Below are 13903 nucleotides of genomic sequence, written 5' to 3'. Positions count from 1 at the left end.
GTTCTGATCACTTTAAACCCTTTTCCTGATGGCCCTGACCGGGCCTTCAGGAAACGGGTTTTAGCCCGTTAGAAGGACCGCCGAAAGGCGGCGCACGATAAAGGCCGCAAGGCGTGAGCAAGCCGTAAGGCTATAGAACGAGGAGCGACGATGGCTCAGACCCATTCTTTCAATGGTCGCAAGCGCGTACGCAAATTTTTCGGCAAGATCCCCGAGGTCGCGGAAATGCCAAACCTCATTGAGGTTCAAAAGGCATCATACGACCAGTTCCTCATGGTTGAGGAACCAGCTGGCGGGCGTTCTGAAGAGGGTTTGCAGGCGGTTTTCAAGTCTGTTTTCCCAATTCAGGATTTCTCCGGCGCTTCAATGCTGGAATTCGTTCGCTACGAATTCGATGCACCGAAGTTCGACGTTGACGAATGCCGTCAGCGCGATTTGACATATTCGGCACCTCTCAAGGTGACGCTGCGTCTGATCGTATTCGATATTGATGAAGATACCGGCGCGAAGTCCATCAAGGACATCAAAGAGCAGGACGTTTACATGGGCGATATGCCGCTCATGACGGACAACGGCACCTTCATCGTCAATGGTACCGAACGTGTTATCGTTTCGCAGATGCACCGCTCGCCGGGCGTATTCTTCGATCACGACAAGGGCAAGACGCATTCCTCGGGCAAGCTTCTGTTTGCTGCTCGCGTCATTCCTTACCGCGGTTCATGGCTTGACATCGAATTCGATGCCAAGGACGTGGTCTATGCGCGTATCGATCGTCGCCGCAAGCTTCCAGCAACGACGCTTCTCATGGCGCTCGGCATGGACGGCGAAGAAATTCTGTCGACGTTCTACAACACCGTTACGTATTCGCGTGATGGCGATAACTGGCGCATTCCGTACTCGGTAGAACGCTTCAAGGGCATGAAGATCATTTCTGATCTTATTGATGCCGACACAGGTGAGGTTGTTCTCGAAGCAGGCAAGAAGCTGACTGCTCGCTCCGCGAAGCAGCTTGCTGAAAAGGGCCTCAAGTTCATCAAGGCAACCGAAGATGATCTCTTTGGCTCCTACCTTGCTGAAGACACTGTCAATTACGCAACGGGTGAGATTTATCTCGAAGCCGGTGATGAAATTGATGAGAAGGTTCTCAAGACGCTTCTCGACACAGGTGTTGATGAGATCAACGTCCTTGATATTGATCATATCAATATCGGTGCGTATATCCGCAACACGCTGGCTGTCGACAAGAACGAAAGCCGTCAGGAAGCGCTGTTCGACATCTACCGCGTGATGCGTCCGGGTGAGCCGCCGACAATGGATTCGGCTGAAGCCATGTTCCATTCGCTGTTCTTCGATTCGGAACGCTATGACCTGTCCGCTGTTGGTCGCGTGAAGATGAACATGCGTCTCGACCTCGATGCAGAAGACACTGTCCGTGTTCTGCGCAAGGAAGACATCCTTGCTGTGGTCAAGATGCTGGTTGAGCTGCGCGATGGCCGTGGTGAAATCGACGATATCGACAATCTCGGTAACCGTCGTGTCCGTTCGGTCGGCGAGCTGATGGAAAATCAGTATCGCGTCGGTCTTCTGCGCATGGAACGTGCGATCAAGGAACGTATGTCCTCGATCGAAATCGACACGGTCATGCCGCAGGATCTGATCAACGCGAAGCCTGCTGCAGCGGCTGTTCGTGAGTTCTTCGGCTCCTCGCAGCTGTCGCAGTTCATGGATCAGACCAACCCGCTTTCGGAAATCACTCACAAGCGCCGTCTTTCGGCTCTTGGACCTGGTGGTTTGACCCGTGAGCGCGCTGGCTTCGAAGTCCGCGACGTGCATCCAACGCATTATGGCCGTATCTGCCCGATTGAAACGCCGGAAGGCCCGAATATCGGTCTGATCAACTCGCTTGCAACCTTTGCCCGCGTCAACAAGTACGGCTTCATTGAAAGCCCGTATCGTAAAGTTGTCGATGGCAAGGTCACGAACGACGTTGTTTATCTGTCGGCTATGGAAGAAGCGAAGCACTCGGTTGCTCAGGCAAACGTAGAGCTGGACGAGCAGGGTGGTTTTGTAGACGAATTCGTCATCTGCCGTCACGCTGGCGAAGTTATGATGGCTCCGCGTGAAAACGTGGACCTGATGGACGTTTCGCCGAAGCAGCTCGTTTCGGTTGCTGCAGCGCTTATTCCGTTCCTTGAAAACGACGATGCGAACCGCGCTCTCATGGGCTCGAACATGCAGCGTCAGGCTGTTCCGCTCGTTCGTGCAGAAGCACCGTTCGTCGGAACTGGTATGGAAGCAGTTGTTGCGCGTGACTCTGGTGCCGCTATTGCCGCTCGTCGCGGTGGTATCGTCGATCAGGTTGACGCAACGCGTATCGTTATCCGCGCTACCGAAGACCTCGATCCGTCGAAGTCTGGCGTTGATATCTATCGTCTGCAGAAGTTCCAGCGCTCGAACCAGTCGACCTGTATCAACCAGCGTCCGCTTGTACGCGTTGGCGATCCTATCGGTAAGGGCGACATCATTGCTGATGGTCCGTCGACCGATCTGGGCGATCTGGCTCTTGGCCGTAACGTGCTCGTCGCGTTCATGCCTTGGAACGGCTACAACTACGAAGATTCGATCCTTCTTTCCGAGAAGATCGTTTCGGAAGACGTCTTCACCTCGATCCATATCGAGGAATTCGAAGTTGCTGCTCGCGACACGAAGCTCGGACCTGAGGAAATCACCCGCGACATTCCGAACGTTTCGGAAGAAGCACTGAAGAACCTCGACGAAGCTGGTATCGTTTACATCGGTGCTGAAGTGCATCCTGGCGACATTCTTGTCGGCAAGATCACACCGAAGGGCGAAAGCCCGATGACGCCGGAAGAAAAGCTTCTGCGCGCCATCTTCGGTGAAAAGGCATCTGACGTTCGTGACACCTCCATGCGTATGCCTCCGGGAACATACGGTACCGTTGTTGAAGTTCGCGTTTTCAATCGCCACGGCGTTGAAAAAGACGAACGCGCAATGGCGATCGAACGCGAAGAGATCGAACGTCTTGCGAAGGACCGTGACGACGAACAGGCTATCCTGGATCGTAACGTTTACGGACGTCTCGCCGACATGATCGACGGTAAGGTTGCTGCTGCAGGGCCTAAGGGCTTCAAGAAGGGCACGACCATTACTCGCGAAATCATGACCGAGTATCCGCGTTCGCAATGGTGGCAGTTCGCTGTTGAAGACGAAAAGCAGCAGGGTGAACTGGAAGCTCTGCGCGGCCAGTACGATGAATCCAAGAAGCTGCTCGAAGCTCGCTTCATGGATAAGGTCGAGAAGGTACAGCGCGGCGACGAGATGCCTCCAGGCGTCATGAAGATGGTCAAGGTCTTTGTCGCTGTGAAGCGCAAGATCCAGCCGGGCGATAAGATGGCTGGCCGTCACGGCAATAAGGGTGTGGTTTCCCGCATTCTGCCTGTCGAAGACATGCCGTTCCTCGAAGACGGTACGCATGCCGATATCGTTCTTAACCCGCTTGGCGTGCCGAGCCGTATGAATGTGGGCCAGATTCTGGAAACCCATCTTGGCTGGGCTTGCGCAGGTATGGGCAAGAAGATCGGTGAGCTGATCGACGTTTATCGCAAGACGGCAGACATTCAGCCGCTGCGCGATACGCTTGAGCACATCTATCCGGACAACGACCGCAACGAGCCGGTTCGCTCTTATGACGATGATTCGGTCATGATGCTGGCGAACCAGGTTAAGCGCGGCGTGTCGATCGCAACGCCGGTATTCGACGGTGCGGTGGAAGCTGACATCAATGCGATGTTGACGGATGCAGGTCTTGCGACCTCGGGTCAGTCGACGCTGTATGATGGACGTACGGGTGAGCCGTTCGACCGTCAGGTGACCATGGGCTACATCTATATGTTGAAGCTCCACCACCTGGTCGACGACAAGATCCATGCTCGTTCGATCGGACCTTACTCGCTCGTCACCCAGCAGCCGCTCGGTGGTAAGGCGCAGTTCGGTGGTCAGCGCTTCGGCGAAATGGAGGTCTGGGCTCTGGAAGCATATGGTGCGGCTTACACGCTGCAGGAAATGCTTACAGTCAAGTCGGACGACGTTGCAGGCCGTACCAAGGTCTACGAAGCGATTGTTCGTGGCGACGATACGTTCGAAGCTGGCATTCCAGAAAGCTTCAATGTTCTTGTCAAGGAAATGCGTTCGCTCGGTCTCAATGTTGAGCTGGACGATACACGCGACGAGCAGCAGCCGGCACTTCCGGACGCGGCGGAATAAAAACATCAAGGCGCGCCATGGTATTGCCGTGGCGCGCCCGTAAGGTATTTCCAGTAAAAGGCTAAAGATGCTTTGCGCACGGGAATGCTGAACGGAATGTGCAGTTCCAGACTGCTTAATACCGCGAATTCTTTTCAAGATGGCAGGGACTTTCAGCTTGTCATCGACGACACACAGGGCGGCGGATCGCCCTCAAGGAGAACGGCATGAACCAAGAGGTCATGAATCTTTTCAATCCTCAGGCTCCGGCACAGACGTTCGATTCCATCAGAATCTCGATTGCCAGCCCTGAGAAGATTCTGTCCTGGTCATACGGCGAGATCAAGAAGCCGGAGACGATCAACTATCGTACGTTCAAGCCTGAACGCGATGGTCTCTTCTGCGCGCGTATCTTTGGCCCGATCAAGGATTATGAATGCTTGTGCGGCAAGTACAAGCGTATGAAATACAAAGGCATCATCTGCGAAAAGTGCGGCGTTGAAGTCACGCTGTCGCGCGTTCGTCGTGAGCGCATGGGCCATATTGAGCTCGCAGCACCTGTTGCCCATATCTGGTTCTTGAAGTCGCTGCCATCGCGCATCGGCACGCTGCTGGACATGACGCTCAAGGATATCGAGCGCGTTCTGTATTTTGAAAACTACATTGTTACCGAACCGGGTCTCACTTCGCTGAAAGAGCACCAGCTTCTTTCGGAAGAAGAATATATGATTGCCGTCGATGAATTCGGCGAAGATCAGTTTACAGCCCTTATCGGTGCAGAAGCTATCTTTGAACTTCTGGCTTCGATGGATCTTCCGAACATCGCCGCAGACCTGCGCGTCGATCTGGCAGAAACCACGTCGGAACTGAAGACCAAGAAGCTGATGAAGCGTCTCAAGATCGTTGAGAACTTCATGGAATCCGGCAACCGTCCTGAGTGGATGATTATGAAGATCGTTCCGGTTATTCCACCGGATCTGCGTCCTCTGGTTCCGCTCGATGGCGGTCGTTTTGCTACATCCGATCTCAACGACCTTTACCGTCGTGTGATCAACCGTAACAACCGTCTGAAGCGTCTTATTGAACTGCGCGCTCCTGGCATCATTATCCGTAACGAAAAGCGTATGTTGCAGGAAGCTGTTGACGCGCTGTTCGATAACGGCCGTCGTGGCCGCGTCATCACCGGTGCTAACAAGCGTCCGCTGAAGTCGCTCTCCGACATGCTCAAGGGTAAGCAGGGTCGTTTCCGTCAGAACCTTCTCGGTAAGCGCGTCGACTATTCGGGTCGTTCGGTTATCGTGACTGGTCCTGAACTGAAGCTTCACCAGTGCGGTCTGCCTAAGAAGATGGCGCTCGAACTGTTCAAGCCATTCATCTACGCTCGTCTTGACGCCAAGGGTTATTCCTCGACCGTTAAGCAGGCGAAGAAGCTGGTTGAAAAAGAACGTCCGGAAGTCTGGGATATTCTTGACGAAGTGATCCGTGAGCATCCGGTTCTTCTGAACCGTGCGCCTACGCTGCACCGTCTTGGTATTCAGGCATTCGAACCCACGCTGATCGAAGGCAAGGCCATTCAGCTGCATCCGCTCGTCTGTACAGCGTTCAACGCTGACTTCGACGGTGACCAGATGGCTGTTCACGTTCCTCTGTCGCTTGAAGCTCAGCTTGAAGCACGCGTGCTGATGATGTCGACCAACAACATCCTGCACCCGGCAAACGGCGCACCGATCATCGTTCCTTCGCAGGACATGGTTCTCGGCCTCTATTATCTGTCGATCGTGGCAGACAAGGAGCCAGGCGAAGGCATGATGTTTGCCGATATGGGCGAACTTCAGCATGCGCTTGAGAACAAGGTTGTCACGCTGCACACCAAGATCAAAGGCCGTTTCAAGACGGTTGATGCGGAAGGCAATGTCGTTTCCAAGGTTTACGACACAACGCCTGGTCGTTTGATCACTGGCGAGCTTCTACCGAAGCATGTCAATGTGCCGTTCGACATCTGTAATCAGGAGATGACGAAGAAGAACATCTCCAAGATGATCGACCACGTCTACCGCCATTGCGGTCAGAAAGAGACGGTTATCTTCTGCGATCGCATCATGCAGCTCGGCTTTGCCCATGCATGTCGCGCCGGTATTTCGTTCGGTAAGGATGACATGGTCATTCCGGACTCGAAGGCGAAGATCGTTGCAGAAACCGAAGCGCTGACGACCGAATACGAACAGCAGTACAATGACGGCCTGATCACTCAGGGCGAAAAGTACAACAAGGTCGTTGATGCCTGGGGTAAGGCGACTGACAAGATCACCGAAGAAATGATGGCCCGCATTAAGGCTGTTGAATTCGATCCGGTGACCGGACGTCAGAAGCAGATGAACTCGGTTTACATGATGTCGCATTCGGGTGCCCGTGGTTCGGTCAACCAGATGCGTCAGCTTGGCGGTATGCGTGGTCTTATGGCCAAGCCGTCGGGTGAAATCATCGAAACCCCGATCATCTCGAACTTCAAGGAAGGCCTGACCGTTAACGAGTACTTCAACTCGACACACGGTGCCCGTAAGGGTCTTGCTGATACCGCCTTGAAGACCGCTAACTCGGGTTACCTGACGCGTCGTCTCGTTGACGTTGCACAGGATGCGATCATTTCGGAAGTCGATTGCGGCGCCGAAATCGGTCTCACCATGCAGCCGATCGTTGATGCCGGTCAGATCGTTGCTCCAATCGGACAGCGCGTTCTGGGCCGTACAGCACTTGATCCGATCATCAATCCGGCAACTGGCGATGTTATCGTTGAAGCTGGCCGCATGATCGAGGAAAAGGACGTCGAAGTCATCGAGAAGGCTGGTATCCAGTCGATCCGTATTCGCTCGGCCCTTACCTGTGAAACCCGTAACGGCGTTTGCGCCAAGTGCTATGGTCGTGACCTTGCACGTGGTACTCCTGTCAACCAGGGTGAAGCTGTCGGTGTTATCGCTGCACAGTCGATCGGTGAGCCAGGCACTCAGCTGACCATGCGTACCTTCCACTTGGGCGGTACTGCACAGGTTGTTGACTCGTCCTACCTCGAAGCTTCGTATGAAGGCACCGTCAAGCTGCGCAATCGCAACGTGGTTCGCAACTCCGATGGTAACCTCGTGGTCATGGGCCGTAACATGGCGGTTCTGATCGTCGATGCTACGGGCAAGGAACGTGCGGTTCACCGTGTAACCTACGGTTCGCGTCTGTTCGTTGACGAAGGTGATGCAGTCAAGCGCGGTCAGCGTATTGCCGAGTGGGATCCGTACACCCGTCCAATCCTTACGGAAGTGGAAGGCTACGTCGAGTTCGAAGATCTCGTCGACGGCCTCTCGGTTTCGGAAACTGCGGACGAGTCGACTGGTATCACGAAGCGCGTTATCATCGATTGGCGTTCGACCCCACGTGGTGCAGACCTCAAGCCTGCAATGGTCATCAAGGACAAGAGCGGCAAGATCGCAAAGCTGTCGAAGGGTGGCGAAGCTCGCTTCCTGCTTTCGGTGGAAACGATCCTTTCGTTCGAGCCGGGTGCTCACGTTAATGCTGGTGACGTTATTGCGCGTCTGCCGATGGAAAGCGCGAAGACCAAGGATATTACCGGTGGTCTGCCACGCGTTGCGGAACTGTTCGAAGCTCGTCGTCCGAAGGACCATGCCGTCATCGCAGAGATCGATGGTACTGTCCGCTTCGGTCGCGATTACAAGAACAAGCGCCGTATCATCATCGAGCCAAACGACGATACGATCGAGCCTGTTGAGTATCTGATTCCTAAGGGCAAGCCGTTCCATCTTCAGGACGGTGACGTTATCGAAAAGGGTGAATACATCCTCGACGGTAATCCAGCGCCGCATGACATTCTGGCCATTAAGGGCGTGGAAGCTCTCGCTTCCTACCTCGTCAATGAAATCCAGGAAGTCTACCGTCTTCAGGGCGTTCTGATCAACGACAAGCACATCGAAGTGATTGTTCGTCAGATGCTCCAGAAGATCGAGATCACGGAATCGGGCGATACCGGTTACATCACCGGTGATCATGTCGATCGCATCGAACTCGATGAGGTCAATGATCGTCTGATCGAGGAAGGCAAGAAGCCAGGTTCGGGTAATCCGGTTCTGCTTGGTATTACCAAGGCTTCGTTGCAGACTCCTTCGTTCATCTCGGCGGCGTCGTTCCAGGAAACCACTCGCGTGCTTACCGAAGCGGCTGTTGCCGGCAAGATGGACATGCTGCAGGGTCTCAAGGAAAACGTTATCGTCGGCCGTCTCATCCCGGCCGGTACTGGTGGCATGACCAACCAGATCCGTCGTATTGCGACGGCTCGCGACGAACTGATCATCGACGAGCGTCGCAAGTCGACCGGTTCCGCAGCAGCCAATGCGATGCTGACAGACATGACCAACAGCGCAGCCGAATAAGGCAGCGTTCAGGAAAAAGAAAAGGCCGCCTTTCGAGGCGGCCTTTTTGTTTGTGGCTTTTTGATTGTGAAAAAAAGGGCGGTCAGAAACCGCCCTTTATCTTAGCGCAAAACCTTGAACCCAATCCTGGGTCAGGCTGCGTGATTTCAGCCAAACTTATTCTTCTTCCTCGTCATCGCCTTCGAATTCGATCAGCGCTACTTCACCGGTGAGGGCGGTGTGCCATGCACTCTTGTGAGGTTCTTCTTCTGGTTCTTCGGTGATTGTGCCCATCTCGATCAACTCAGCTTCGTGATAACCTTCTTCCGCCAGGATCGCGAGGACGGTCTGAACGAGATCTTCGTCTTCATCGGATTTCAGCAGAATGTGTACTTCTACAGATTCCTCTTCGCCTTCGTTCCAGACGTCGGCAATGACCAGGTGAACGATTGGCGAATCGTTATCTGCAATCGGGGTAGTGGATGACATTGAGAATCCCTTAATATTCTGTTGTGTTTCGACTCGGATGTGCTTCAATAGCGGCTGTTCGGGTCCGGCGCTATGCTGGCACACAAAAATGACAGTTTTGTCTGCGAAATAATCGCGAATTGACGTCGAATACGGCGCAATAACCTGTCCGGCTGGCACCAAAACGCGGCTTTACGGCCTTTTGGTGAAGAAACTTAATGTCCTGCCCTTGACGAAACGCCTCCAAACACGTATCAGCAGCCCATCTGAGCCGATGTGAGGCTGGCTGTTTCGGGGCGACGCGCTCTGAAGTTCGCCTCAAACAGGGTTCGTTTTACGATCGAAATGCAACTTGCCGTTCGCATGAAGCTTTTGCTTCCTCTGCTTTTGTTCGGGGTGGCCACATACAGTGTGGCTGGTCCCGAATTTGTGCATGAGCACTCCGGTGAAACGGCCCTCATGGGGCGCTGATACGAGATTTTTTATAGAGGAAGGTTCAATGCCTACCGTAAACCAGTTGATCCGCAAGCCGCGCACTGCGCCGGTAAAGCGTAATAAGGTTCCTGCTCTGCAGGCAAACCCACAGAAGCGCGGCGTTTGCACCCGCGTTTATACGACAACCCCTAAGAAGCCGAACTCGGCTCTCCGTAAGGTTGCCAAGATTCGTCTGACCAATGGCTTTGAAGTCATCGGTTACATCCCAGGTGAAGGTCACAACCTTCAGGAGCACTCCGTGGTTATGATCCGCGGCGGCCGCGTCAAGGATTTGCCGGGTGTGCGTTACCACATCATCCGCGGCGTTCTCGATACCCAGGGTGTTAAGAACCGCAAGCAGCGTCGTTCGAAGTACGGTGCGAAGCGTCCTAAGTAAGAATTTTCCGGGGATACCGGCCGCCAGAATGGCGAGTTGAGCCCGATGTAATTGAAAGTTGAGACGAAATGTCCAGACGCCATAAAGCAGAGAAGCGCGAGATTAATCCGGATCCAAAGTTCGGCGATCTCGTGATCACAAAGTTCATGAATGCAGTTATGCTTCATGGCAAGAAGTCGGTTGCAGAAAGCATCGTTTACGGTGCGCTTTCGGCGATCGAAGCCAAGGCGAAGTCAGAGCCGGTCGCGCTGTTCCATCAGGCGCTCGACAATGTTGCTCCGCACGTTGAAGTCCGTTCGCGCCGCGTTGGTGGTGCAACCTACCAGGTTCCGGTCGATGTGCGTTCAGAACGCCGCCAGGCGCTTGCCATTCGTTGGCTGATCAATGCAGCTCGTGGTCGTAATGAAACCACGATGATTGATCGTCTTTCCGGTGAATTGCTTGATGCTGCAAACAACCGTGGTTCTGCTGTGAAGAAGCGTGAAGACACGCACCGCATGGCTGAAGCCAACCGCGCATTCTCGCATTACCGCTGGTAATCGTCGAACCCTATTCAAAGAGCAAAAACATGGCCCGCGAATATAAAATCGAAGACTACCGCAATTTCGGTATTATGGCTCACATCGACGCCGGTAAGACGACGATGACCGAGCGTATCCTGTTCTATACCGGTAAGAACCACAAGATCGGTGAAACCCATGATGGCGCGTCCACCATGGACTGGATGGAGCAGGAACAGGAACGCGGTATCACCATCACGTCCGCTGCTACGACCACGTTCTGGCAGGGTCAGGATGGCAAGAAGCGTCGCTTCAACATCATCGACACCCCGGGCCACGTTGACTTCACCATCGAAGTCGAGCGTTCGCTCCGCGTTCTCGACGGTGCAATCGCTCTTCTCGATGCGAATGCTGGCGTAGAGCCACAGACCGAAACTGTTTGGCGTCAGGCTGAGAAGTACCACGTTCCACGTATGGTCTTCGTCAACAAGATGGACAAGATCGGTGCAGACTTCTACCGTTGCGTAGAAATGGTCGGCTCGCGTCTTGGCGCAATCGCTCTTCCAGTTCAGCTGCCAATCGGCGCTGAAAATGAGTTCGAAGGCGTTATCGATCTGATCGAAATGAATGCCCTGACCTGGGATGGCACCATCGGCGCATCTGCGATCGTTGGCGAAATCCCTGCAGACCTTAAGGACAAGGCTGAAGAGTACCGCGAAAAGCTCATTGAGCTGGCCGTGGAAATCGATGAAGCTGCAATGGAAGCTTATCTCGAAGGCACCATGCCTACGAACGAACAGCTTCGTGCACTGATCCGTAAGGGCACCATCGACGTTAAGTTCCATCCGGTTCTTTGCGGTACGGCGTTCAAGAACCGCGGCATTCAGCCACTTCTCGACGCTGTTGTGGAATTCCTTCCGGCTCCAACCGATGTTCCTGCGATTAAGGGCATCGACGTTAAGACGGAAACCGAAACCACCCGTGAATCTTCGGATGAAGCACCGCTTTCGATGCTTGCATTCAAGATCATGAACGATCCGTTCGTTGGTTCGCTTACTTTTGCTCGTATTTACTCGGGCAAGATGACCAAGGGCATTTCGCTCGAAAACACCGTTAAGGGCAAGCGTGAGCGCATCGGTCGTATGCTGCAGATGCACTCCAACAGCCGTGAAGACATCGAAGAAGCTTATGCAGGCGACATCGTTGCTTTGGCTGGCCTCAAGGAAACCACAACTGGTGATACGCTCTGCGATCCGCTGAAGCCGGTTATCCTTGAACGCATGGAATTCCCTGATCCGGTTATCGAAATCGCGATTGAACCAAAGACCAAGGCTGACCAGGAAAAGATGGGCATCGCGCTCAACCGTCTGGCTGCTGAAGATCCTTCGTTCCGCGTTAAGTCCGATGAAGAATCCGGTCAGACGATCATTGCTGGCATGGGCGAACTTCATCTCGACATTCTCGTCGACCGCATGAAGCGTGAATTCAAGGTAGAAGCAAACGTCGGCGCGCCGCAGGTTGCTTACCGTGAATCGATCACCCGTCAGGCTGAAATCGATTACACCCACAAGAAGCAGTCGGGTGGTTCGGGTCAGTTCGCTCGCGTCAAGATCATTTTCGAACCGCATGACGGCGATGACTTCATCTTCGAATCCAAGATCGTTGGTGGTGCTGTTCCTAAGGAATACATCCCAGGCGTTCAGAAGGGTATCGAAAGCGTCATGGGTGCGGGTCCGCTTGCTGGCTTCCCGATGCTCGGCGTAAAGGCAACCCTGATCGACGGCGCATACCACGACGTTGACTCCTCGGTTCTCGCGTTCGAAATCGCTGCTCGCGCAGCGTTCCGTGAAGGCGCACAGAAGGCTGGTGCACAGCTTCTCGAACCGATCATGAAGGTTGAAGTCGTAACTCCTGAAGATTACGTCGGTGACGTAATTGGCGATCTGAACTCACGTCGTGGTCAGATTTCAGGTACGGAAGCTCGTGGCATTGCTACGGTCGTCAACGCAAACGTTCCACTGGCCAACATGTTTGGTTACGTGAACAACCTGCGTTCGATGTCTCAGGGTCGTGCACAGTACACCATGCAGTTCGACCATTATGAGCCGGTTCCGACCGCGGTCGCACAGGAAATTCAAAAGAAGTTCGCGTAATTTCTGATTACGCCAAACAGTAAAAAGCCTGAGCAGGCTAGATTTTAGGAGAGCTCAGATGGCAAAGAGCAAGTTTGAACGCAATAAGCCCCACGTAAACATCGGCACGATTGGTCACGTTGACCATGGCAAGACGTCGCTGACAGCAGCAATCACGAAGTTCTTCGGTGAATTCAAGGCGTACGACCAGATCGATGCTGCACCGGAAGAACGCGCTCGCGGTATCACCATTTCGACGGCACACGTTGAATATGAAACTGCAGCTCGTCACTATGCACACGTCGACTGCCCAGGCCACGCTGACTATGTTAAGAACATGATCACCGGTGCTGCACAGATGGACGGCGCGATCCTGGTTGTTTCGGCAGCTGACGGCCCGATGCCACAGACCCGTGAGCACATCCTGCTCGCTCGTCAGGTTGGCGTTCCTGCGATCGTCGTGTTCCTGAACAAGTGCGATCAGGTTGACGATGCTGAACTTCTCGAACTCGTAGAACTCGAAGTTCGCGAACTGCTTTCGAAGTACGACTTCCCAGGCGACGAAGTTCCAATCATCAAGGGTTCGGCTCTTGCTGCTCTGGAAGATTCTTCGAAGGAACTCGGCGAAGACGCAATCCGCAACCTGATGTCTGCTGTTGACGATTATATCCCAACGCCAGAACGTCCGATCGACCAGCCATTCCTGATGCCAATCGAAGACGTGTTCTCGATCTCGGGTCGTGGTACTGTTGTTACCGGTCGTGTTGAGCGCGGTATCGTCAAGGTTGGCGAAGAAGTCGAAATCGTTGGCATCAAGGCCACTGGCAAGACGACTGTTACCGGCGTTGAAATGTTCCGCAAGCTGCTCGATCAGGGCCAGGCTGGCGACAACATCGGCGCACTGGTTCGTGGTGTAGGCCGTGACGACGTTGAACGTGGTCAGGTTCTCTGCAAGCCAGGTTCGGTTAAGCCACACACCAAGTTCAAGGCAGAAGCATACATTCTGACCAAGGACGAAGGTGGCCGTCATACGCCATTCTTCACCAACTACCGTCCACAGTTCTACTTCCGTACGACTGACGTGACCGGTGTTGTTACCCTGCCAGAAGGCACGGAAATGGTTATGCCTGGCGACAACGTTACCGTTGACGTTACGCTGATCGTCCCGATCGCAATGGAAGAGAAGCTCCGCTTCGCTATCCGTGAAGGTGGCCGCACCGTCGGTGCAGGCATCGTCGCTTCGATCATCGAGTAATTAGA

The 13903-nt window shown here is 53.9% G+C and carries 7 protein-coding genes; 6 read left to right on the top strand and 1 reads right to left on the bottom strand.

The features are described 5' to 3' along the window. Nucleotides 1–150 precede the first annotated feature (150 nt). Together rpoB and rpoC are read left to right on the top strand one after the other, a co-directional pair. A complete protein-coding gene (gene rpoB / locus ACSME1_RS01980; RefSeq protein ID WP_105534491.1) occupies nucleotides 151–4284 on the top strand; it encodes a DNA-directed RNA polymerase subunit beta in 4134 nt (1377 codons plus the stop codon). Nucleotides 4285–4490: 206 nt separating this feature from the next. After that, nucleotides 4491–8693, top strand: coding sequence for a DNA-directed RNA polymerase subunit beta' (rpoC, locus tag ACSME1_RS01975; RefSeq protein ID WP_024898614.1), 4203 nt, complete (start codon nucleotides 4491–4493; stop codon nucleotides 8691–8693). Nucleotides 8694–8849: 156 nt separating this feature from the next. On the opposite strand, the gene ACSME1_RS01970 is transcribed toward rpoC, so the two are convergent. After that, nucleotides 8850–9209 (bottom strand): hypothetical protein, encoded by a 360-nt coding sequence (locus ACSME1_RS01970; RefSeq protein ID WP_024898613.1) that lies wholly within the window; start codon nucleotides 9207–9209, stop codon nucleotides 8850–8852. Nucleotides 9210–9639: 430 nt separating this feature from the next. On the opposite strand from ACSME1_RS01970, the gene rpsL reads away from it, so the two are divergent. From rpsL to tuf, 4 genes are all read left to right on the top strand, one after another. Then, nucleotides 9640–10011 carry a 30S ribosomal protein S12 gene (gene rpsL / locus ACSME1_RS01965; protein WP_006168377.1) on the top strand — a complete coding sequence of 124 codons (372 nt, stop codon included), beginning with the start codon at nucleotides 9640–9642 and terminating at the stop codon, nucleotides 10009–10011. Between the two features lie 68 nt (nucleotides 10012–10079). Further along, a complete protein-coding gene (gene rpsG, locus ACSME1_RS01960; RefSeq protein WP_007875422.1) occupies nucleotides 10080–10550 on the top strand; it encodes a 30S ribosomal protein S7 in 471 nt (156 codons plus the stop codon). Between the two features lie 29 nt (nucleotides 10551–10579). After that, a complete protein-coding gene (fusA, locus tag ACSME1_RS01955; RefSeq protein WP_024898612.1) occupies nucleotides 10580–12664 on the top strand; it encodes an elongation factor G in 2085 nt (694 codons plus the stop codon). Between the two features lie 58 nt (nucleotides 12665–12722). Next, nucleotides 12723–13898 (top strand): elongation factor Tu, encoded by a 1176-nt coding sequence (gene tuf / locus ACSME1_RS01950; RefSeq protein WP_100558855.1) that lies wholly within the window; start codon nucleotides 12723–12725, stop codon nucleotides 13896–13898. Nucleotides 13899–13903: the final 5 nt, after the last annotated feature.

The sequence above is a fragment of the Brucella pituitosa genome (assembly GCF_965577835.1).
Lineage (GTDB): Bacteria > Pseudomonadota > Alphaproteobacteria > Rhizobiales > Rhizobiaceae > Brucella > Brucella pituitosa.
The sequence above is the reverse complement of the archived record's forward strand: the minus strand, read 5'-3'. Positions and strand labels throughout refer to the sequence as shown.